Annotated in this window: 19 protein-coding genes; 4 read left to right on the forward strand and 15 right to left on the reverse strand. The window is 68.7% G+C overall.

Annotated elements, in window-relative coordinates; genetic code table 11:
- Positions 1-14 precede the first annotated feature (14 nt).
- Positions 15-1,010 carry an NADP-dependent oxidoreductase gene (locus tag OHN74_RS19130; protein ID WP_327695769.1) on the reverse strand — a complete coding sequence of 332 codons (996 nt, stop codon included), beginning with the start codon at positions 1,008-1,010 and terminating at the stop codon, positions 15-17.
- A gap of 149 nt (positions 1,011-1,159) precedes the next feature.
- Between OHN74_RS19130 and OHN74_RS19135 the strand changes: the two genes are divergently transcribed.
- Complete coding sequence (locus OHN74_RS19135; protein ID WP_327695770.1) at positions 1,160-1,783, forward strand: TetR/AcrR family transcriptional regulator; 624 nt, start codon at positions 1,160-1,162, stop codon at positions 1,781-1,783.
- Positions 1,784-1,900: 117 nt separating this feature from the next.
- On the opposite strand, the gene OHN74_RS19140 is transcribed toward OHN74_RS19135, so the two are convergent.
- The 4 genes from OHN74_RS19140 to OHN74_RS19155 all read right to left on the reverse strand — a co-directional run bounded on the left by OHN74_RS19140 (position 1,901) and on the right by OHN74_RS19155 (position 4,909).
- A complete protein-coding gene (locus tag OHN74_RS19140; RefSeq protein WP_327695771.1) occupies positions 1,901-2,482 on the reverse strand; it encodes a Uma2 family endonuclease in 582 nt (193 codons plus the stop codon).
- Positions 2,483-2,532: 50 nt separating this feature from the next.
- A complete protein-coding gene (locus tag OHN74_RS19145) occupies positions 2,533-3,588 on the reverse strand; it encodes a hypothetical protein (protein ID WP_327695772.1) in 1,056 nt (351 codons plus the stop codon).
- A gap of 302 nt (positions 3,589-3,890) precedes the next feature.
- Positions 3,891-4,082, reverse strand: coding sequence for a DUF397 domain-containing protein (locus OHN74_RS19150; RefSeq protein WP_327695773.1), 192 nt, complete (start codon positions 4,080-4,082; stop codon positions 3,891-3,893).
- On the reverse strand, positions 4,079-4,909 hold the full coding sequence (locus OHN74_RS19155; RefSeq protein ID WP_327695774.1) for a helix-turn-helix domain-containing protein: 831 nt from the start codon (positions 4,907-4,909) through the stop codon (positions 4,079-4,081). The genes OHN74_RS19150 and OHN74_RS19155 overlap by 4 nt, the downstream gene beginning before the upstream one ends.
- Positions 4,910-4,993: 84 nt before the next feature.
- On the opposite strand from OHN74_RS19155, the gene OHN74_RS19160 reads away from it, so the two are divergent.
- A complete protein-coding gene (locus tag OHN74_RS19160; protein WP_327695775.1) occupies positions 4,994-5,404 on the forward strand; it encodes a hypothetical protein in 411 nt (136 codons plus the stop codon).
- Position 5,405: 1 nt separating this feature from the next.
- Here the strand turns inward: OHN74_RS19160 and fxsT are convergent, their stop codons facing one another.
- From fxsT to OHN74_RS19195, 7 genes are all read right to left on the reverse strand, one after another.
- Positions 5,406-7,976, reverse strand: coding sequence for an FxSxx-COOH system tetratricopeptide repeat protein (gene fxsT / locus OHN74_RS19165; RefSeq protein WP_327695776.1), 2,571 nt, complete (start codon positions 7,974-7,976; stop codon positions 5,406-5,408).
- Between the two features lie 388 nt (positions 7,977-8,364).
- A complete protein-coding gene (locus OHN74_RS19170; RefSeq protein WP_327695777.1) occupies positions 8,365-8,676 on the reverse strand; it encodes a trypco2 family protein in 312 nt (103 codons plus the stop codon).
- Between the two features lie 110 nt (positions 8,677-8,786).
- On the reverse strand, positions 8,787-9,119 hold the full coding sequence (locus OHN74_RS19175) for a helix-turn-helix domain-containing protein (protein ID WP_327695778.1): 333 nt from the start codon (positions 9,117-9,119) through the stop codon (positions 8,787-8,789).
- Positions 9,116-9,502 (reverse strand): type II toxin-antitoxin system RelE/ParE family toxin, encoded by a 387-nt coding sequence (locus OHN74_RS19180; RefSeq protein ID WP_371660780.1) that lies wholly within the window; start codon positions 9,500-9,502, stop codon positions 9,116-9,118. The genes OHN74_RS19175 and OHN74_RS19180 overlap by 4 nt, the downstream gene beginning before the upstream one ends.
- 97 nt (positions 9,503-9,599) lie before the next feature.
- On the reverse strand, positions 9,600-10,259 hold the full coding sequence (locus OHN74_RS19185; RefSeq protein WP_327695781.1) for a DUF5063 domain-containing protein: 660 nt from the start codon (positions 10,257-10,259) through the stop codon (positions 9,600-9,602).
- Positions 10,252-10,851: a recombination mediator RecR gene (gene recR / locus OHN74_RS19190; RefSeq protein ID WP_327695782.1), complete on the reverse strand. Its 600-nt coding sequence runs from the start codon at positions 10,849-10,851 to the stop codon at positions 10,252-10,254. Before recR ends, OHN74_RS19185 begins: the two co-directional genes overlap by 8 nt.
- A gap of 139 nt (positions 10,852-10,990) precedes the next feature.
- Positions 10,991-11,338: a YbaB/EbfC family nucleoid-associated protein gene (locus OHN74_RS19195; protein WP_006373444.1), complete on the reverse strand. Its 348-nt coding sequence runs from the start codon at positions 11,336-11,338 to the stop codon at positions 10,991-10,993.
- Between the two features lie 376 nt (positions 11,339-11,714).
- Here OHN74_RS19195 and OHN74_RS19200 point away from each other — a divergent pair, with 376 nt between their 5' ends.
- Positions 11,715-12,488, forward strand: a complete 774-nt coding sequence (locus OHN74_RS19200; RefSeq protein WP_327695783.1) for an SLATT domain-containing protein — start codon at positions 11,715-11,717, stop codon at positions 12,486-12,488.
- A 142-nt stretch (positions 12,489-12,630) separates the two neighbouring features.
- Here the strand turns inward: OHN74_RS19200 and OHN74_RS19205 are convergent, their stop codons facing one another.
- The 3 genes from OHN74_RS19205 to OHN74_RS19215 form a co-directional block, all read right to left on the reverse strand.
- Positions 12,631-13,290, reverse strand: a complete 660-nt coding sequence (locus OHN74_RS19205; protein ID WP_327695784.1) for a hypothetical protein — start codon at positions 13,288-13,290, stop codon at positions 12,631-12,633.
- A gap of 15 nt (positions 13,291-13,305) precedes the next feature.
- Positions 13,306-18,162 carry a ricin-type beta-trefoil lectin domain protein gene (locus OHN74_RS19210; RefSeq protein WP_327695785.1) on the reverse strand — a complete coding sequence of 1,619 codons (4,857 nt, stop codon included), beginning with the start codon at positions 18,160-18,162 and terminating at the stop codon, positions 13,306-13,308.
- 581 nt (positions 18,163-18,743) lie between these two features.
- Positions 18,744-20,528, reverse strand: a complete 1,785-nt coding sequence (locus tag OHN74_RS19215) for a serine/threonine-protein kinase (protein ID WP_327695786.1) — start codon at positions 20,526-20,528, stop codon at positions 18,744-18,746.
- 142 nt (positions 20,529-20,670) lie between these two features.
- On the opposite strand from OHN74_RS19215, the gene OHN74_RS19220 reads away from it, so the two are divergent.
- Positions 20,671-22,032, forward strand: a complete 1,362-nt coding sequence (locus tag OHN74_RS19220) for an aspartate aminotransferase family protein (protein ID WP_327695787.1) — start codon at positions 20,671-20,673, stop codon at positions 22,030-22,032.
- Positions 22,033-22,074: the final 42 nt, after the last annotated feature.

Genomic DNA, 22,074 nt, shown 5'->3' on the forward strand with positions numbered 1-22,074 from the left:
CCGGGTGAGCCGGGTCAGCTGTTCGCGATGACGGCCTTGCCGCGGATGCCGCCCTGGGACAGGGACCGCAGCGCCTGCGGGGTCTGGTCGAAGCCGACCACCTTTCCCACGACCGGGCGCACCACGCCCTGGTCGATGAGAGTGGTGATCTGGCGGAGCTGGTCGCCGCTGGCGCGCATGAACAGGAACTCGTACGTCACGCCGAGCTTCTTGGCCTGCCTGCGGATCTTGCCGCTCAGGGCTGCGACCGCCAGGCGCATCAGCGGGTTCAGGCCGGCCTCGCGGGCGAACGCGGGGTCCGGGGGGCCGGAGATCCCGATGGCCTTGCCGCCGGGCTTGAGCACCCGCAGGGACTTGGCGAGGGTCTCCCCGCCGATGCTGTCCAGCACCAGGTCGTAGCCGGTCAGGAGCTGTTCGAAGTCCTGGGTGCGGTAGTCGATCACCGTGTCCGCGCCGAGCGCGCGCACGAAGTCCGCGTTGGAGCCGCTGGCGGTCGTGGCAACGTGCGCACCGAGGTGTGCGGCGAGCTGGATCGCGATCGAACCGACCCCGCCGGCGCCGGCGTGGATGAGAACCTTCTGCCCGGGCCGCACCTTCCCGCGCTCCACCAGGGCCTGCCATGCCGTGAGCGCCGCCAGGGGCAGTGAGCCGGCCTCATCCATGTTGATCGAGGCGGGCTTGAGCGCCAGGTCGTCCTCCGCTACGGCGATGCGCTCGGCGAAGGTGCCGATGCGGTCCTGGTGGGGCCGGGCGTAGACCTCGTCCCCGGGCCTGAAGCCGCGAACCGCCGCCCCGACGCTGATGACGGTGCCCGCGACGTCGTTACCCAGGATCAGCGGCAGCTTGTAGGGCAGGACCTGCTTGAACTCACCGGCGCGGATCTTCTCGTCCAGCGGGTTCAGCCCGGCGGCCTCCACCCGCACCAGCACGTCGTGCTCCCCCACGGTGGGCTCGGGGACGTCCGCCTCCTGCAGCGGCTCCTTGTACTTGGTGACGACGAACGCTCTCATGGGGCGCCTCTCCTTGCCTTAGTCCCATTTATCCAGGTCTGAGACCAGGTCGGCCAATTCAGCACGACTTCCGGGGCCTCGCCTCGCTCGGTCAACCCGAGTACACTCAACTATGAGCGCACTCAGAATTATTGTCAAGGGAGGTCCCCATGGGACGCGGTCACATGCCGATCGGGCGGCGCGAGCTGGCCAAACAGGCCAAGCGCGAGCGCATCATGACCGCGGCCCGCGAACTGTTCGCCGAACACGGCGTCAGCGGGGTCACGACGCAGCAGATCGCCCACCGGGCCGACGTCGCGATCGGGACGCTCTACCTGTACGCGTCCACGAAGGCCGAGTTGCTGATCATGGTGCAGAACGAGAAGTTCGCCGCTGCGATCGACGACGGCCTCGCCGCTGCGAACGCCGCCGTCGGGCTGGGCGTGCTGGAGCCGGTCGCCGCTCTCATCCGTCCCGTGGTGGAGTGCCTGAGGGAGCACATCGAGAACGGCCGCACATACCTGCACGAACTCGTCTTCGGCGACCCGGCCGAGCCCTACCGGCAGGCGGGTCTCACCCTTGCCGGCCGCCTTGAGGACGGCATCACCGGCCTGCTCACCCACAACGACTACATCGGTGCCGCCGACGCGGCAACGCTGGCGCGGGTGATCACCGCGATCATCCACATCAGCACCACCGCCACCGTGTACGTGCGCCGCAGCGCCGAAGCCGTCCTCGCCGACATCCGCGACCAGATCCACGCCACCCTGGCGCCCCACCACCGCACGGCATGACCGCTCGCTCCACACCCCGACCGAGGTGGAGTAGGTCTTCAACGGCGGAAGCGCGACACCGTGGTGAACACCTACCAGGGCATGGTCCTGGCCACCCTCCCGAAGATCGGGAAGCGGTCAGTCCACGAACTCCTTGAGGGGCTCGGTGTCGAGGGTGATGTTCACGGGGTCGGGGAGCTTGACGGTGGCGCCGAAAGGCAGCTTCTCCTCGTGCCGGTAGCGGCCGTTCGATGGCTGGTTGAACACCACAACCGAGCCGTCGTCGCGATCGATGAGCAGGTACACGGGGATACCGGCGGCCGCGTAGCCGTCGGGCTTGTCAACCCGGTCGCGCTGATGGGTGTCGGAGTCGTACGACGTGACCTCGACGGCCATCAGAGCGCCCTCCGCCTCGGACCACTCGCCATGTCCTTTGAGGCTGCCCAGCGGGACGAGTACGCCATCGGCACGCGCACGCCCTTTGCGGTAGCGCTCCGTCTTCAGGCCACTCTCCGAGTGCAACCACAAATCAGGGCGATGCTGCATGCACACTCGCTGCAGCCACGCGATCATCTCGCGGTGGTTGCCGTCCGCCATGGGCTTGACCACGAGCTTCCCGTTGATGAATTCCAGCCACACGGTCTCCGGGGCATGGCGCTCCAGCTCCTCGAAGTCCTCGACGGACATCTGCGGCCGGTGCTCGGTCATCCTTGGGCTCATGGCGTCGCCTCCTCGACTCCATCGTGCCCTGACCGGTACGTCCCGCACACTCACCGCAGCCCCGCCGCGCGGCGCAGCGCGTTGACCCGGTCGGTGACGTCCACGACCTCGTCGGCGCCCGGCAGGCCGCCGGTGCGCTGAGCGGGGAGGAACGTCTCGGGGACCGGGGTGTGCACCGGCCCCTCCAGCTCGCACTCCGCCAGGCATTCACGGCACAGTCCGCTGACGATCTCCGTCGTGCGTTCGTCGGCGTCGCACAGACCGCAGACACTGATCACGCGGGTCACACGGGCGCGGCCGGCGGCCTGCTGTCCCGGCTTCGACTTCTTCGGCGGCATCTTGCTCTCCAGTCGCTTGCGGGCGAGTCCGCCCGGGTTGGTGACGTCGGGCGGGAGGCCGTCGGTCAGGGCTCGGGTGATGTCGTCGGCGCTCGCACCACGGGACAGCCACTCCGCGGCGAGAGATTCGAGGGAACGGCAGTCGCCGTCGGACAGGGGCATACGTGCGTCGGCGGCGCGGAGTTCGGCGAGCGTCTGGTAGGCCGCGCTGGGCTGCTCGGCGGGCTGTTCGTCCGACTCGGCGTCGGGCGTCCCGTCCGACTTCCCACCCGTCTCGGGCCGCACGGCTTCCGGGGCCCGCGCCTCAGATCCCTCGGACTCCACGGGCTCCGCGGGCTCCTCGGGCACAACGGCCTCCTCGGGTACAACGGGCTCCTCGACACGGGCCAGCCCCGGCTGATAGCGCCCGGTGACGTCCCTGCCCCGGCGCTCCCGTACGAACTCCGCCCACCACTCGGCCGACCTGCGGGTACGCGACCAGTACGTGCGCGTCACCCACCGCATCGAGTTGTCCTCTGCGGTGATGTGCTCCTTGATCCAGCGCAGGTGTCCGGCGAGGGTGATGCGGCCCATCGAGACACGTACGGCCTGCTGGCCGTAGCGGGGGTGCTCGGCTGCGATCGCCTTGTAGCCCATGGCGTGGCCGTCTTCGAGGTGGTCGACGAAGACGGCGATCTCACGGTCGCGAGGGCGCAGATGTGCGAAGTCCGGGTCGGCGTGCGGTTCTTCGTCACCCGTTGCGCGTTTTCCGTAGCCCGTATTGGCCATCGGGTGGGACGGGGACGGCAGGGCAGGGCTAGGGTTGGCGTAAGCCACCATCGAAGGTTCCGTTCGATGCGTAGGTCTAGGCCCTGGCACTGGTGCTCTAACACCGGCCGGGGCCGATCTATTTGCTTGTGTTTGCCGTGAACCTAGAGTGGCTTTACGTTCCGGCGCAAGCTGATCACGGAACGTCACCCGTTCGGGTTACGCCGTCTCAACTCCCGTACAGAATTGGTTGGTTGGTTGGGTTTTCACCCATCCCAAAACCCAGAACCCAAAACCCAGAGGAAGAGCTCGAAGCCCGAGACTCAAGCTCCGGGCTGAGCTGCGAAGATGAACGCCGTCCAGGCGGGGGCGGTTATGTACAGCTCGGGGCCCGTGGGGTTCTTGGAATCGCGGATGTGGACGGTTGATCGGGGGGCGGGGAGGGCGACCTCGACGCAGTTGCCACCCTCATCGTCGCTGTAGCTCGACTTGAACCACTGCAACTGCTCGGTCACGGCTGATCCACCATCCGTTCGAGGAAACGGGCCGACTCAGCGGGGTTGAGAGCCTGCGCTCGAATCATGCTAAGCCGCTCCATCACCCGGCTGACAACCTCCGGGTCGGCCGTCAGATCGCTGGCGAACGGGCCCTCCGAGAAGGCGAGTCGCTCGTGTTCCCGGGTCTCCAGCAGCACCATGGGCCCCATCAGCGCGGCAGTGATGGCCCGCTCGAAGGGGAGCACTTGCAACGCGACGTTTCGCAGGGAAGCCGATAGCAGCAGTCGGTGCAACTGCTCGGCGTTCACCTGAGAGCTGCGCAGTGCCGCCTCGTACAGAACGAAGCTCAGGCCCACCGGCGGCTTCCGGTCCGTGAGGATGGCCTGCCGCTCCATGCGTGCCGCGATCCGCTCCTCCACGGTGTCCTCGTCCAGGGGCGGATAGCGGCTCTCGATCAGTGAGCGCGCGTATGCCTCGGTCTGCAACAACCCTGGGATCAGGGCGACTTCGTACGACCAGAGACTGATCGCCTGCTGCTCGTACTGCATGAAGTCCTGCGCCCGAGCCGGAAACGGCTCCCTCTTCACGTACTCCTTCGCGGCGCTGAGCAAGCCGTCCGCGCGGCACAGTTCATCCGCCGCGTCGAGCACGCGGGGCGTCGGCATGCGTACGCCCTGCTCCATGGACTTGATCGTGTCCGGCGAGTAGTTGGCGGCGGCGCCCAGTTCCTCGCGGGTGACGTTCGCCTTCGTGCGCCAGCGTTTCAGCTGGTTGCCGCTGTAACGCCAGGTGCCCGGCGACGGCTGCGAGTTGGGGTTGGGTTTGGGGTTGTACTGGACTGACACAGCGGCCACCTCCGACTGATACACCCCGGTGTGTATCACCTCAGTCGCTACCGAGCGTAGCCCGGTGCACGTCACCGTGTGACCATGACGAACGCGATCCCCCACCACCGCCCCGACTGGGTGCCCCTCGCCGGCCACCATCTCCGCCTGTCCGGCGTCCACTTCGACACGATCCGTGTCCAGGGCGTACGCGGGGAACAGGTCGCCGCCGACCTCATCGAGGCGACCGACGGGGACGCGGGGCCCGTCGTCTGCGAGGTGACCGGCTTCCGCTGGATGTACTTCCTGCTCGCACCCGGGGAGGTGAGGAAGCACAACTGGCCCTTGGGCGTACAGCGGTTCGGCGAGAAGGGATCGCGCACCGTGACGTACATCGGCATCCCGGCGCTGGACGGGAACACGTGGCCGTTGCGGTGGTACAGCGAGCCGACTCCGGGCGCCCCACATGTGAATGCGGAACGATTGCACGCGGTGTTGGGACTGGCCGGGATGTAGGTCAGGACCGCGCTTTGCAAGCTATGGACAGCTGCCGTCGCATGTCTTCCGTCAACTCGTGGTTGTCGCCGAGTGCCCGGCTGCATTCGGCAAGTGCCTGGCCGAACATTTCGATCCCCCGTACGGTATCCCCTGCCAACATGTATGCGGCGGCGAGGTTTCCTCGCAAAACGAGCGTGTCCCGGTGCCTCTCACCTAATACCCGAAGGCAACTGTTCAGCGTCTGTTCCATCAGCGGGATCGCACGGCCCAAATCCCCTGCTTCCTTGTATGCCGTACCAAGGCTGCCCCGCAGGACCAGCACGTCAGGGTGGTCCTGCCCCACTCCGAGTCTGGCCTCCAACGTCCGCTCGAACAACGGAATCGCCTTCCCGAGAGCCCCCACCGTCAGGTACGCGTTGGCAAGATTGCTCTGCGAGGACAACGTGTCCGGGTGATCCTTGCCCAATACCCGGAGGCAATCAGCCATCACCCGCTCCATCAGAGGAATCGCCCGTGGCAGGTCACCCGCTGACCTGTATGCGTAGGCCAGGTTTCCCCGAGAGACCAGCGTGTGCGGGTGATCCTCACCCATGACCCGCACATGGCCTACCAAATTCTGCTCAAACAATGGGAGCGCCTTTCCCACATTCCCTGCGACCGCATACGCGCCGGCAAGGTTTCCCTCGAGGACAAGGGTCAACGGGTGATCCTCACCCAATTGCCGCACGCGACTCTCCAGTGTCCCCTCGAACAACGGGATTGCCCTCTCCAAGTCCCCCGCCGTCTGGTACGCGCTGGCCAGGTTGTTCTGCGAGGCCAACGTGTCCAGGTGATCCTCCCCCAAATTTCGCACGCGAGCCTCCAACGTCCGCTCCAACAACGGGATCGCCCGCCCCAGATCCCCCGCTTCCTGGTACGCGACAGCAAGGTTGCCCTGCGAGGTCAACATGTCGGGGTGATCCTCACCGAGCAACCGGACGGCCGCTGCCAAAGAGCGTCCGAAGTAGTGGATGGCTTGACTCAACGGACCTTGCTGTTGGAGGAACCGCCCTGCCTGCACCAACATCAGGGACATCTCCGCAGAGTCCTCGGCTGGATCACTCACGTCGAGAAGCGCTTCGACATGCGGGAGCAAGGCTCTCCAAGTGGGCCAACCCGCAACGTTCAGGCCAGGACTCTGCGGAAGTTCACCGAGCATCAATTCCACAGCCCGGTCACGTGCAGCACGAATGCTTCCCCGATCTCGATGAGGATCGTCCACCGCCGGAGTCCGGGCCACCGTCTGCACCAGTCGGTGAACGCCGACCCCCGCCCGGTCGAGCGTGATCATGTTGTAGTCGGCCAGCAGCCCCAGGAGTTGGGCGAGGTCCATGGGATCCTCGGCCAGCGGCGTGAAGAGGTCGCGTGGGATGCCCGTCGGGGCATACCACGCGGCGATTCGCAGAATGTCCACGGCACGTGGGTCCAGCTCCTGGAGTGCGTCCAGCGTGATGCGCCAGATCCGGGCCACCGTCCGGGCGGGATCCGAGCCGCCGGGTGCCGTATCCGTGGCCCGCTCGGGATATCGACGTAGATGAGCCCGGTACTCGGCTGCCGTGATTCCCCTCTGTCCGATGAAGGCACCCGCTTGTTCCAGTGCCAGTGGTAGGTGTCCGAGGTCGTCGGCCAAAGCGCGCGCCTCATCTTCTTCTTCGTCGTCTCCGACGAGGCGCGACAGCAGCTCCAGCGAGGCTTCGTCGTCCAGCACAGGCAGCGCGATCGGGTCGCCGACCCAACCCCGCTGGTACCTGCTGGTGATCAAGTGGCGTCCAGCTGACCGGAGTTGGCCGGTCCAAGCGTGCAACTGCTCTGGTTTCTCGGCATTGTCGAAGACCAGGAGCCAGCCCGGATGGGTCTGCAGCCACCCGACGGCCCACTCGGCGGCCTGTGCGGTGGTGAGCCCGGAAACTGCGCCGCCCCGCAGACGGATCGTGAGGGCAGCAAAGCCCGCCTCGATCAGTTCGGGGGTGTCCGAACGGATCCACCACACCAGCCGGTAGGCCTTCCCGTGGTTGTGCGCGTAATGCAGGGCCAGCGTCGTCTTGCCGACCCCACCGAGTCCGTGCACCGTCTGGGTGATCGTCTGCGACTCCGTCGAGAGGGCTCTCTCCAGCTCGGCCATCATCTCCGCCCTACCGACAAAGATCGGCGACGGCAGCTCCGGCAAGTTGTTCACACCCGACGGAACTTCGACGTCGTACGCCGTTGCCGTACGCGGCGGACCCTCACGGTCGGCAGCCGTAACGTCCTCCGGAACCAACTCCCCCACCGCCGCGACGAACCCGGGCCGCGCCGCCAGCGACACCACCGACACCGCCGTCAACTGATCCCCGTCGTAGTCCCGTTGCCGGTCGGTCGTCACAACCCCGATAAGCCGCCCCCGCGCGAACAACGCCGCGCCCGACGCCCCCGCCCACCGTGACTTCTCGTCCGGTTTGCTGGGGACGGCGACCCCGTCGACGTACGCGGCGATCAGACCACCGGACTTGAGCCCGGTCAGCGTCTCGATGTGGCCGCGGATCTCCTTGGTGTCGCGGATGCCGTCCCGCATCTCCGAACGGGGAAATCCGACCGCAACGCACTTCAACCGCTCGTCCCTGACCACCGACCCGTCGATCCGACCCCATCGGACAGTCTCAACGCCCGTCGGCGGCACCCACCCCGGATCCGTGATCCTGACCAACGCACCGTCCGCCTACGGCTCCCGTTCCAGATCGGGTGCACCCTGCGGCCACAGCACCTCGGCCGCAACCCACTTCGGCTCCTCGGAACCCAGCCGCCGGACCTCCAACACCCCACAGCCCAGCACATTGTGAAGAGCCGTCAGCACCAGCCGATCCGCCACGAGATACCCGGTCCCCGAACACTTCCCGACCGGGTTCCAGATCTCCACGACCCGCCGTATGTCCACCGACCAACACCCCCGTGCCTGCTCCCCGTTACTCGGGGCGTTCCCCGGACTTATCCGCGATACGCAGATCCACGCCCTCGGCATCGACCGGCTGAAGTGTGATCTTCACGCGGTTCGTCGTGCCCTTCGACCGTGCGGCCCTCGCCTCCGCACCGAACGGCAGCACCAGCACCTTCGCCCGAGCCTCCCCGTCCTTCTTCACGTCCACGGAGAACTCGACCTCGACAGGCCCGGTCCGAAACTGAATCTCCTGCCCCGCCCCGTCCCGCGCCGCCTGCTGAAGCTCCGCCCGGATCGCCCCGATCGCCTCGGCCAGACCCACCCACGCCTCGTCCGCCACCCAACGCCCCCTTACATCCCCTTACGGGAATCCCCGTACACGCGCTGTGGGGCGCAGCGTACTCGCCGCGCCCCACCCGGGACGTCCCCTATCGGTGATCCCACCGCCGGTCAGGCCGCGCCGACCACCCGGTCCCCGTACTCGATCGTCACAGTGACCCTCGCCCCGAGCCCCTCCGCATACGTACGCATCGTCTCCAGGTTGTGGATCTCTCCCCGCTCGATCTGGGAGACCCTGGCCTGGGAGATGCCTACCGACTCGGCCACCTGACTCTGCGTCAACCCCTGCTCCTCGCGGATCTCCCGCAGATGGTGACCCAGCACGTGTGCCTCGGTCGCCGTACGCGCCGCCTGCTTGCGGGACTCCCATTCGGCGTCGGACAGCTCGGGGTGGTTCTCCCGGATCCGGCGCTTGACCTCTGCCCAGCTGCTGTACTGGCTCATCGGGCCTTCCCGTCCTCTCCCGCCTTGTCTGCGGCGGTCAGGTACTCCTCATAGCGAGCCTCGGCGAGGGGGACCGACTCGCGGTACCAGTCCCTCCAACGGCCTGACTTGTCTCCTGCCACCAGCAGAATCGCCTCCCGCTTCGGATCGAAGACGAACAGGATGCGGATCTCAGTGTTCCCCGAGCTACCTGGCCGCAGCTCCTTCAGGTTGTGGGTACGGCAGCCGGAAAGCCTGTCCACGAGCGGACGCCCGAGCGCCGGCCCGCTTTCTGTCAGCATGTCGACCGCCGCTTCGACGAGGTCCGCCGACACCGGATCCTCCTCTGCCAGCTTGAGCAGCCACGACTCCACCGATGGGTGGAGGTTGATCTCCCAGTTCATGCTCCGCATCCCAGCCTACGGCGCACACCAGCAGAAGGGAATCCTTATATCTTCAGCTCAACGGGTGAATGGCAACACGATCCAAGTGACGTGAACGCTACTTGACCGTCCGCAGCCCCAGCGGCTCCGCGATCTCCTCCGCCATCACCTTGCCGGCCTCCTCCGCCAGGGTCTCGTCGCCGAGTTCCTGGTCCGTGTCCAGGCCGTCCAGCTCCGCCAGGGGCTGGTTCAGGCGGACATGGGCGACCAGGGACTGGAGCGCGCGCAGGGTCGCGGACGCGGTCGAGCCCCAGTTGGAGAAGTACGAGAACTGCCACCACCACAGGGCCTCCGTGGTGCGGCCCGCACGGTAGTGGATCATGCCGTGGCGAAGGTCGGCGATGACGTCCGCCAGGTCGTCGGAGATACGGGCCGGGACCGGGGCCTTGCGGGGCTCGTAGGGGTCGAAGACCTCCGAGTAGACGTCCACCGGGTCCAGCATCAGCGCCAGCCGTTCGCGGATGTCGTCCACGTCCGGCTCCGGGCCCATGTCGGGCTCGTAGCGCTCGTCCGGGAGGATGTCCTCGTGCGCGCCGAGACGGCCGCCGGCCAGCAGCAGCTGGGAGACCTCCAGGAGGAGGAACGGGACCGCCGAGTCCGGCTCGTCGCCCTTCGCCACCTCGGTGACGGCCACCAGGAAGCTCTCCACCTGGTCGGCGATCTGGACCGCGAAGTCGTCGGGGTCCTGCGTCGTGTTGTGCAGCGTGGCGTCAGACATCTAGAAGTCGTCTCCCCTCGAAGGCGCGGCCAAGGGTCACCTCGTCCGCGTATTCCAGGTCGCCACCCACAGGGAGGCCGCTGGCCAGGCGGGTGACCTTGAGGCCCATGGGTTTGATCATGCGGGCGAGGTAGGTCGCTGTGGCCTCGCCCTCCAGGTTCGGGTCCGTGGCCAGGATCAGTTCCGTGACCGCGCCGTCCGCGAGGCGGGCCAGCAGTTCCCTGATACGGAGGTCGTCCGGGCCCACCCCTTCGATCGGGCTGATCGCGCCGCCCAGGACGTGGTACTTGCCCCGGAACTCACGCGTCCGCTCGACCGCCACGACGTCCTTGGGCTCCTCGACGACACAGATGACCGTCGGGTCCCGGCGCGGGTCGCGGCAGATGCCGCACAGCTCCTCCTGCGCGACGTTCCCACAGGTCGCGCAGAAGCGGACTTTCGCCTTCACTTCGAGGAGGGCGTGCGCGAGGCGCCGTACGTCCGTCGGCTCCGCCTGGAGGATGTGGAAGGCGATCCGCTGCGCGCTCTTGGGACCGACGCCGGGGAGCCGCCCCAGTTCGTCGATGAGGTCCTGGACCACGCCTTCGTACAACGGACTGCCTTTCCTGTTTCCGGTCGCGTTTCCGGTCGTGTTTCCTGTCGTGCTTCGGGTGCTTCGATCCTGTTGTACGTACCGTAGTTGGCCGCCGCCCACCTGAGGAAGGCGGGACGGGGGGCGCGCGGTGCGAACGTCAGAACGGCAGACCGGGAATGCCGCTGCCGCCGCCACCCAGACCCTGGGCCAGCGGGCCCAGCTTCTGCTGCTGAAGCTGCTGCGCGTTCTCGTTCGCCGCCTGTACGGCCGCCACGACCAGGTCGGCGAGAGTCTCCGTGTCCTCCGGGTCGACCGCCTTCGGGTCGATCTTGAGGGCCCGCAGTTCACCGGCGCCCGTCACGGTCGCCTTCACCAGACCACCGCCCGCCTGCCCGTCGACCTCGGTCCGCGCCAGCTCCTCCTGCGCGTTCGCCAGGTCCTGCTGCATCTTCTGGGCCTGCTGGAGCAGCTGCTGCATGTTGGGCTGGCCACCACCGGGGATCACGATCAGCTCCTCGTTGTCCGTTGTCCGTTGTCCGTTGTCCGTAGTCGTGCGAGTCGTGCGAGTCGTGCGAGTCGTGCGTGCGAAATTCGGCGTTCGGCACGAGCCTACGTGGTCGGCTGTGCCGTCGCTCCAGCACTCTTTCGAGTGAGCCGGTCCTTTGGCCTATACCTGATCAAGGGCTTCTTCCGAGCGGAAAAGAAACGAAAGCCCGGTCACCGCCACCCATTGGGCGGTAGGAATGGGGCGGCGCGACAGCTTTACACCGGCACCAGACGTCACGCGGGCACCTTACGGTGTCACGCACTGTGATGGATTGTGCTCAGTCTGCTCAGTTGCTCAGCCATGTGGTCAGTCTGTTCAGCCAAGGGAGTGCCGGGTGAGCCAGCCGGAGATGCAGCCCGAGGGGCCGCCGCAGAGACCGCCCCACGACGGGCGGAGCGAAGGTCCCCCCGAGCTGGGTTTCGCCGGGCTGCGGCCCGGGGACCTCACCGGCCGGCCCTTCCCCCTGGGCGACTGGGGCGAGCCCGCGCCGCGCCTCGACGAGCTGTACCGGTGGGTGGAGCAGGGAGCCCTGGAGACGGCGGCCTGGTATCTCGCCGACCGCGTCTGGAAACGGCGCGGGGCCCGGGCACTGCGTACGGGCGCCGCGCTCGGGGCGGTCGCCGGGGCCGCGCTGCCGCTGCTCGATCTCACCGGGGTGATGGGCGGGGTCGCCCCCTGGGGGTATCTGGCGATGCTGGTCGCGGTGGCGTGCGTGGCCGCCGACCGGTTCTTCGGGGTCACCTCGGGGTGGATAAGGGACGTCGCCACCGCGCAGGCCGTGCAGCGACGGCTCCAGGCGCTGCAGTTCGACTGGGCGTCGGAGAGCGTGCGGGAGGTCCTGGGCCCGACGGAGGGCACGGCGGGCGAGGCCGCGGACCGGTGTCTCGGGGTGCTGCGGAGGTTCTCGGAGGACGTGACGGAGCTGGTCCGGGCGGAGACGGCGGACTGGATGGTGGAGTTCCGGACGGGCTCCGCGCCGCTGGGCATCCAGTCGGCGGGGATGGGGATGCCCCGGCAGGACGCGACGGTGCATCAGGGGCGCTTCGGGGTCGCCGCACCGGGTGCGCGGCCGAACATGCCTCGACAGAGGCCGCCGGAGGCGCGGTGAGGTAGGTGGCTCCGACCGTGGAAACCCCGCCAGGGAATCCCTGGCGGGGTTTCTTGCATCACCGACCTGTCGAGATCACCGGTCGTTCAGGGCGGCTCGCGGTCGGGCGGTCGGAGCACCGGTCACGTCATCAGTGACGTCATCAGTCCACCAAGTCCGTCCAGACGTTGAAATCGGTGTCGTCGACGACGTCCTCACCGAGGCCGAGCTCGTCCCCGAGCACCAGATAGCGCTCGTAACGGGCCTCGCCGATCGGTACGGAGTACGCCTTCACCGCCCTCAGCAACAGCCGGAAGGCGAGATCCGCGTCGATGTCCACCGCCTGTTCCAGGGCCGGGACGACACCCGCAAGCGGGTGGTAGGAGTGGTGCGCCGTCCTCTGCTCGAGGGCAGGTCCGACCGATCTCACTTCGGCTCGGACCGCCTCCTTCGTCGCCTCGTCCACCACAGATGTGGCGGTGACGGGCGAGAAGGAGTGATCGTTGCGCCGGATCCTGCCGGTGCAGATGTCAGCGATCCGGCACAGCCACACCCGGCCGTCGATCCCGAGGCGTTCCAGGTCGAATTCCCGGAACGTCCCCGCCAGCCACAGGATCTCGACGTCCCGACTGGACAGAGGTGAGTCCAGGAGCACGAGACAGTCCCGCAGAAGCTGGTGGGCGAACGCCCCTTCGAACCGGTCGGCGACGCTCTCGACGACCTCCAGGCCCGCGGCCTCACTGTTGACCAAGGGGTAGCGGATCCATTTGATGAGCCCACTGAGCCCGATGTCGACACCGAGGTGCCGGTGTGGCTGCGCCATGCTCGCTTCTCTTTCCTACCTCGGGTAGCTGGTGAAGATGACGAAGTTGTCCGGGACGCCCGTAGCCTCGTCCCCTGGGTGCGCCTTCCCGCGCACCGCCTTGATCCTGATGACCACCTCGTTACCCGCATCGGTCGGCGCTGCGGCCCCCGAGCGGTAGACCTTGCCGAGCGAACCCTCGCCCCGCAGCGTCCAGTCGATGGGGAAGAGGTCGAAGCGGGGGTCGAAGATCGTTCCCTTTGGCTTCTTCCGCTGCGCGGTGATCCACTTCGCGAGCTTCTCCCCGTTCTTCGGGCTGCGCTTCAGCCACTGCTGGAAGGCCTCGTTGGTGGCGCGCATCGCGGTGGCCTGGTCGTTCCAGACCGACACGACGCCATCCTTGGCGATCTTGTCCGTCAGCCGCTGCCCGCTGATGGTCACATGGTCCGTGAGGGTGTGTGCGCCGTCCCTGCCTTCATCGCCCACGAGGTTCAGACAGTTGTGGACAAGCACGTCCTCGGGCCGCTGACCCGACGTGCGCACGAAGAACGTACGCAGGTCGTCGACCGTGAGGTCGTAGACGGTACGCGGCGCCAGGCCCGAGCGGTCCCGGAGGGCGCTCAGCGCGCGGACGGAGCCGTCCGGGGTGCGCAGGAGGTCGCCGACGCGCAGGTCGGAGACCAGCGTCCAGCCACGGTCCACCACGTAGAACTTGTGGCCCGCGGTGCTGGTCAGCGTGCCGCCGCCGGCGACGGTGAGGTCCACCAGCCGATCGGTGTCGTGCTGGAAGGTGTCGGTCACCTTCCGGGCCAGCAGCTTGCCGGAATCCGGATCCGTGGCCAGGACGAGGTCACCCACGCCCACCTGACTGATGGGCCGGTGTGAACCGTCCGCCATCAGCACCGGGGTCTCGGCGGGGAAACTGTTGCGCGCGCAGGCCGTGAACGCGTCCTCGTAGATGTTCACCTGCTGCGCGACCTTGGCGAGCGTCGCGGGATCCAGGTCCAGGGTCTTGAGTGCCTTGAACGCGTCGGCGACACCCACTCCGGTCTTCATCGCGGCGTCCAGAGCCCGGATTCCCTCGAAGACCTTGGTGAACGCCTTGCCGGGGATGAAGTTGCTCAGGGCCCAGGCGCAGCCGCTGACGCTGCCGTGCCAGCAGTCGACGAAGTCCTGGACCAGGACCGCCTTGATGATCTTGTAGGTAAGGGTCTGCTGGATGAGTTCCAGCTTGGAGAAGTACTCGGTGACGTCCTTCTTCAGCCCTGGGATGCGCTTGCTCTCGATGAGCATCGTGTCCTCGGACGGACAACTGATGCCCTCCGGGATCTCCGGGTTGTTGCAGAGGAAGAAGTCGACCATCGCGCTGAACGTGACCGTGAACGTGACGGTGCAGCCTTCGAAGCCGATCTCGATCTTGCAGGGGTCGTGCTGCCTGGCGTCGGTGATCTCGATGCTTTCCTCGTCGACGACGTACCACGTGCCGCCGACTCCGGTGCCCGCTCCGGTGGAGACCTGCTTGTTCGCGGCGTTGCGTGCCGCTGCCTCTGCCGCCTGCTGCGCCTCCTGCGCGTACTTCAGCGCGTCCTTCGCCGCCTGTTCCGCTTCCGTGGCGGCTGTGTCGGCGCGGTCGGCTGCGGCGCGGGCGTCCTTGGCGGACTGTTCCGCCGCGGCTGCGGCCTCGCGAGCCGCCGACGCGTCGAGGGCTGCCTGGTCGGCGGAGGCACGCGCGTCCTTGGCGTAGCCCTCGGCGCGGCCGGCTGCCTGGTCGGCGGCTGTCGCGTCGGCGGCGGCCTGTCGGTCGTACTCGATGGTGCGGGCCAGGGACGCCGATGCCTGGGAAGCGGCCTTGGCGGCGTCGGCCGCGTAGCCGAGGGCCTCCTTGGAGTAGGTGCGGGCGGTCGCCGCGTGGGTGGCGGCGTTGGCCGCGTACTGGTAGGCGATCTTCGTGTCGCCGGTCGCCTGGTCGGCGAGGTTCTTGGCCGCTGCCGCTTCCGCCTGCGCGTTCTTGGCGTGGGCGTCGGCCACGGCCTGCTGCTGGTCGGCGATCGACTTCGCCGACTGACCGGCCAGCACGACCAGGCCGGCGGCCGAGTCGGTGGTGACGTACGGGGAGCCGAGCTCGATCGCGTCGTTGGCCGGCTTGGCGACCTGGGACGCGGCGTTGCCCGCGTCGACCGCGGCCTGCGCGGTGACATGGGCGAAGCCCGCGGCCTTCGCCGAGGCGGCCAGGGCCTTGGCGGCCTCCTTGTTCGCCTCGTCCGCCTGGGACATGGCGGTCTTGGCCAGCGCCTCCGCCTCGTCCGCCAGCTTGACAGCCGTCATGGCCTCGGAGGAGGCGTGCTGGGACGCTGTGATGGCGTCGGCCACGGCGCTGGTCGCGGTGGCGACGGCGGCATCGGCCCTCAGCTTGGCGGCCTGGGCGGCGTCCGCGTTCGAGCGGGAGCGCTTGGCCGCCGCTTCGGCGCGGGTGGCGGCGGCGTCCGCCTCGGCTGCCGCCTGGGTGGCGGCGTCCGCCGCGGCCCGGGAACGGCCGGCAGCCGCTTCCGCGTCATCCGCGTGCGCGGAGGCCGCGTCCGCCGCCGCCCTGGACTCCCCGGCGCTGCTGTCGGACTCGTGGGCCTGGGCGAACGCCTCCTTCGCGTCCGCCTTCGCCCGGGAGGCGTCCGCCTTCTGCTCGGCGTCCCAGGCGTCGTCCCGCAGATCGCGGGCCTTGTCGCGGGCCGTCACCGCGTCGTTCTTCCGCGCGACCGCGGTCGCCTCGGAGGCTTCGGCCTTCTCCTTGGCGTCCTTCGCGTTCGCGGCCTCGGCCTGCGCGGTCCGCTTGTGCTGGTTGGCCTCGATCTGCTTGGCGGCGGCGATGTCCTTCTCCGCCTTGGCCGTCTTCTCCTCGGCCTCGGCCGCGAGCCGCTTGGCGCGCGCGTCGGCGGCAGCCGCCTTCGCGTCCGCTTCAGCCTTCAGCGCGGCGCCCAGCTTCGCCTCCGCCGTCTCCTTGTCCTTCTTGGCGTTGTCCCGGTGCAGCTTCGCCGCGTCCGCCGCGGCCTTCGCCTGCAGCTCGGCCGTGTGAGCGGCCTCCTTGCGGAACTCCGCGTTGACCTGCGCGGCCTGGGCCTGGGCCCGCTGCGCGATCGTCTCGCTGTCACCCGCGGCAGCCCTGGTCGCGGCCTCGGCTGTCTCAGCGGCCTTCACCGTCGCCGTCAGCGCCGCCACCGTTCCCTTGGTGACCTGCGCCTTCTGCTGACCGACCAGAAGCCCACGACCCCGCGGCGCGCCGGCGGCGTCCGCGATGCCGTACGCGGCCTGCTCGGCGGCGTCGGACGCGGTGGCCGCCTTCTTGGCGTTGTCCAACTGGGTTTTGATCGCGGCCAGTTGCTTCTTCGCCGCCGCCTGGGCGTCGGTGACGACCTTCTTCGCCTTGTCGAACTCGGCCTTCTCCGGGTAGAGAGGGCTGTCCGTGCCCTTGTGGCCCGACGGCTTGATCAGGAACTTCTGCGAGTCGGCGTTCTTGCAGTCCAACAGCCGTGCGTCCGTGCTCTTGGTGAACGCGCTCAGGTCCAGGCACTTGCCCGTGGTGACGCTCTTCAGGGGCGAAGTCGCACGGACGTCGCCCTTCCACGACTGACCCGCGGACTTGTAGCAGTCGAATATCTGGATCTTCGTGCCGTTCGCAGCGGCGTTTCCGGCCACGTCCAGGCACTTCTGCGAGCCGACACCGCGGAGGTGGAGGTCGCCCTCACTGCCCTCGAGCGTCCACTGCTGGGACGCGCCGCCGTTGCAGGTGAAGATCTGGACGGGTGTGCCGTTGGTTTTGCCATTGCCCGCGACGTCCAGGCAGTTGCCCTTCGCGCCCGGCACCTCGATCGTCACATTGCTCTCGCCGATCCAGCCCAGACCACCCGCGGACCAGTAGTCCTGCCAACGGGTGGCGTAGTCCGCGAGCCATGACTGGCCGAGGACCTGGCCCAGGGCGAACGTGCCGTCCCGCAACGCGTTCGTGGCGTTGAGGCCGGAGGTGAGAATCTGCTGCCGCTGCGTGGCCTGCGCGGCGATCTCCTGCTGCCACTCGGCGGACGCCTGCGCGACCTCCTTGCCGAGAACCCTGTTCGGGTCGATCGGGGCGTGCCAAGCACACGACGCGAAGCGGGCCTTCAGGTCCTCGACCGCGATACGGAACTCCGGGGTGCCCGGGGCCGGCGCGGTGCGGGGGAAGCCGCCGGAGGCCAGGAAGATCCGGGCGTCATCGGCGAACACCCTGGGAACGAAGAGCACATTGGGTTCGATCTTCCCCGAGTTCTTCTTCCACAGCTTCCACGCCTGCTGCTCCTCCGGTGTCCCCCCGGTGGTGTACAGCGGGTCGCCGATCGCGAGCGCGGCGGCCTTCGTCTTGTCGTCGGCGGTGGGCGACGGATCGTAGAACGGGGAGAACAGGTCGACCGAGCTGCCGTACGACTGCCACAGCCACGGAAGCAGCCCGGTCTGGTCGAGGATCTCGAACTTTCCGCGCGGTTCGCCGGGGTAGGAGGTCAAGCCGCTGACGGTATTGGCGAACGCGAGCTCCTGGGCATCGACCTTCTTGACCCACTGGTCGGTGACAGCGCTGTCCGCGCTGAAGGCCTGGTGCAGCGGGGTGGTGGAGTCGGCGAGGTCCCGGCGGAGCTTCTGGTGGAGCTGATCGGCGGGCAGCCCTACGGCGTTCTGCGCGAGGGCGAACAGGTTGGGCCCGCCCTTGCGCAGACCGTAGGCGGCCACGCACTGGTCCTCGCGCAGCTGCTCGGCCGCTTTGGAGTCGAAGCCGTCGTACGAGTCACCCGTCGCGGCGACAGGTTGTGCGGAGTTCCGGCCGAGCACGTCCGGCTGGACTGCCAGGCCGCCTAGAACGGCCAGGGCGGCCACGGACGTGACTGCGGAGGTGAGAGTGGCAGAGGTTCGTGATCTGGGGGCGAACAACCCCGGTCTGAAGCGCAAAAGCAAATCCTTCACAGAAAGCGAGCGAGGGCAGGCGGGGAGGCAGACAGGGCGGAGGCGGACAGGCAGAGGGACCGCCCGAAGAGGCGGTGGGCCACGCGTGGGTCAGCCCGCCGTACCAGCGCGGGAAGAAGGACCGCGGACAACAGCGGTCGAGCAGGTGTTCACAACGAGCCGGCATCGCGGCATGACGAACCAATCCCCCGTGGCGGCACAGTCCCCCCGGCCACCGAATGACGTGAGCGCGTCACGGGAGGGGTGGTCGAGGCCCCTGCCGTCGGCGCGGCGCTCACCATAGCCACAGGCCAACAGGGCATGACAAGAGCCGACTCCCGCGTCCGGATCGTGGAACGGGAAACCACTTGCCCTGCGATTCACTGCACGACACGAGCAAACAGCGTGCTCACAGCGGGAGTTACATGTGTGGGACGCGTAAAGAAAGCGTGCGCACAGGAGTTTGATCTCGGCCATAAATTGGCCAGAAGTCACTCATGCGTCGACGTCGGCGTTCAACTCTCCCTCTCGTACGCCAGCTTCCCGCCACCGCCCGCCGTCGCCCGTTCCAACGTGCCGTCCTTGCCCAGGGTGAGCGTCGAAGCGGCGCCCGGGGAACAGGCGGAGAGCGGTTCGCCGGTGGTGACCCGGGACGGGCCGATCCTCAACAGGGTCTCGTCGGTGGGCCGTTCCGTCAGGGCGGCGACGAACACGCAGTGGTAGGTACCCGTGGAAGCCGTGGGGCCGTCGGCGACCAGGGTCAGCACCCTGTCGCCCACCCCGCCCTGTCTGATGGTCAGCCGACGTGTGTTGTGGCCCGTGGAGTTGTCGATCGAGGCGGTCCAGGTGCCGAGGAAGCCGGACGGTACGACACCGGCCGACGGCGAGGTCGGCGTGGGGCTCGGGGGCGTGGGCAGGATGTCGTCGTCGCCGTTCAGCAGAGCGACTATGGACGCGCCCGCCCCGAGGACGACGACCAGCGCGGCGGCCCCGAGCGCCAGCGACAGACGGGACCTCCGTTTCCGCGCCTCCGCCCGCTCCGCGCGCCCTGCGGCGTGGAGGTGGGCCGTACCGGGGGGCGACATGCTCCACGCGACCGGCACGACGGGCTCTTCGAGCGCCGGGTCCCCTGGCCAGACAGGGGGCCGCCGACTGTCACCGGCGGTGGCGGTGATGGGCTGCGGGTGGTGCTGGGGGTGTCCCTGGCCGGGATGGACGGGCTGTCCGGCGGGCGGCGCATGCTCGGGCGTGACCTCCGGCTCTTCCGGGTTCGGCTCGTCCCGGTCCGGCGCTCCCCCGAGGCCCGCTGCCCGAGCCCCCGTCCCCGTCCCCGTCCCCACCTCCGCAGCCGCATCACCCTCCGCCTCCGCCTCTGCCTCCGTATCGAGCAACTGCACCGCGTGTCGCCCCAGTTGGGCGACCAGCGCGCCCGGCAGCCAGATGTCCCGCCCGTGTCCGTCGGTCCCGTCCGCGACGGCGTCGGCCGACACCCCCGTACGTTCCAGGATCTGTCGCGGTGTGGGCCGCTGGGCCGGGTCCTTGTGCAGGCAGTCGCGGACGAGGGCGGCCAGGCTCTCCGGGACGCCCGTCAGGTCGGGTTCCTCCTGCGCGATGCGGAACATCATGGCGTGGGCCCCGCTGCCGGCCGCGCCGAACGGCAGGGCGCCCGTGCCCGCGTACACCAGGACGGAGCCGAGACAGAAGACGTCGGCCGCGGCGGTGACCCGGTCGCCCCGCACCTGCTCGGGCGCCATGAACCCGGGTGAGCCGACGAGCGCGCCCGCGCGCGTGAGGCCGCCCTCCGTGAGGGTCTCCAGGGCGCGGGCGATACCGAAGTCGATGACGCGGGGCCCGTCGATGGTGACCAGGACGTTGGACGGCTTGAGGTCGCGGTGGACGATCCCGGCGGTGTGGATGTCGTGGAGGGCGTGCGCGAGCCCGGCGGCGAGGACGCGCACCGAGTGCTCGGGCAGCGGCCCGTGGTCGTGCCCGACGACCTGCGCCAGGCTCGGCCCGGCGACGTACCCGGTGGCGACCCAGGGGACAGCGGCCTCGGTGTCGGCGTCCAGGACGGGTGCCGTCCAGCGCCCCCCGACGCGCCGCGCGGCGGCGACCTCCTGCCGGAAGCGGGCCCGGAACTCGTCCTGCTCGGCCAGTTCCCGCCGGACCAGCTTGACGGCGACCGTGCGCCCCCGTTCGGAGCGCGCGACATACACATGCCCCATCCCGCCCGCACCGAGCCGCGCGACCAGCCGGTACGCCCCGATCCGCACCGGATCACCGTCCCGGAGCCTCTCCATGCCCGCGCCGCCTCCCCCTTCTCACCTCCCCCGCACCGCCCTACTTTCCCATCAGGACACGCGACAACCTGTCGTGTAAAGCGCCGGACCGCAGACAGGACGCCGATATCCCGCCGTCACCCGGGGCACCTACGCTCCCCGCATGACCCCTCAGCCCAACCCCCAGACAGGTGCGGCCGTGAAGGCCGCCGACCGTGCGCACGTGTTCCACTCCTGGTCCGCGCAGGAGCTCATCGACCCGCTCGCCGTCGCCGGTGCCGAAGGGGCGTACTTCTGGGACTACGACGGCAGGCGGTATCTGGACTTCACCAGTGGGCTGGTGTTCACGAACATCGGCTACCAGCACCCGAAGGTCGTCGCGGCCATTCAGGAGCAGGCCGGGCGGATGACGACCTTCGCGCCCGCGTTCGCCGTCGAGGCGCGGTCGGAGGCCGCCCGGCTCATCGCTCAGCGGACCCCGGGCGATCTCGACAAGATCTTCTTCACCAACGGTGGCGCCGACGCCGTCGAGCACGCCGTGCGCATGGCCCGGCTGCACACCGGGCGGCCCAAGGTGCTGTCGGCCTACCGCTCCTACCACGGCGGCACCCAGCAGGCCGTGAACATCACCGGCGACCCCCGCCGCTGGCCCTCCGACAACGGCACCGCCGGTGTCGTGCACTTCTGGGCGCCCTATCTCTACCGGTCCAGGTTCTACGCGGAGACGGAGGAGCAGGAGTGTGCCCGGGCGCTTCAGCACCTTGAGGACACCATCACCTTCGAGGGCCCTTCCACCATCGCGGCGATCATCCTGGAGACCATCCCCGGCACCGCGGGCATCATGATCCCGCCGCCCGGCTACCTCGCCGGGGTGCGGGCTCTCTGCGACCAGTACGGGATCGTCTTCGTCCTGGACGAGGTCATGGCCGGGTTCGGGCGCACCGGTGAGTGGTTCGCCGCCGACCTGTTCGACGTCGTGCCCGACCTGATGACCTTCGCCAAGGGCGTCAACTCCGGATATGTGCCCCTGGGTGGCGTGGCGATCTCGGGTGCCATCGCCGAGACCTTCGCCACCCGCCCCTACCCCGGCGGCCTCACCTACTCCGGGCATCCCCTCGCCTGCGCCGCCGCCGTCGCCACGCTCACCGTGATGGCGGAGGAGGACATCGTCGGGCAGGCCGCCCGCACCGGCGAGAACATCATCGGACCGGCGCTCAGGGAGCTGGCCGCCCGGCATCCGAGCGTCGGCGAGGTCCGCGGCACCGGAGTCTTCTGGGCCCTGGACCTCGTACGGAACAAGGAGACCCGGGAGCCGCTGGTCCCGTACAACGCCGCTGGGGAGGCGGGCGCCCCGATGGCCGCGTTCGGCGCCGCCGCGAAGGCGAACGGGCTGTGGCCGTTCGTCAACATGAACCGCACCCATGTCGTCCCGCCCTGCAACGTCACGGAGGCCGAGGTCAAGGAGGGGCTCGCCGCCCTGGACGCGGCGCTGACGGTCGCCGACGAGTACACCGAGGGGCAGTGAGCGGGCGCGGGTAAGAGCGGGACACCGGCGGAAGGTGGGTAA

The organism is Streptomyces sp. NBC_00459, assembly GCF_036013955.1.
GTDB lineage: Bacteria > Actinomycetota > Actinomycetes > Streptomycetales > Streptomycetaceae > Streptomyces.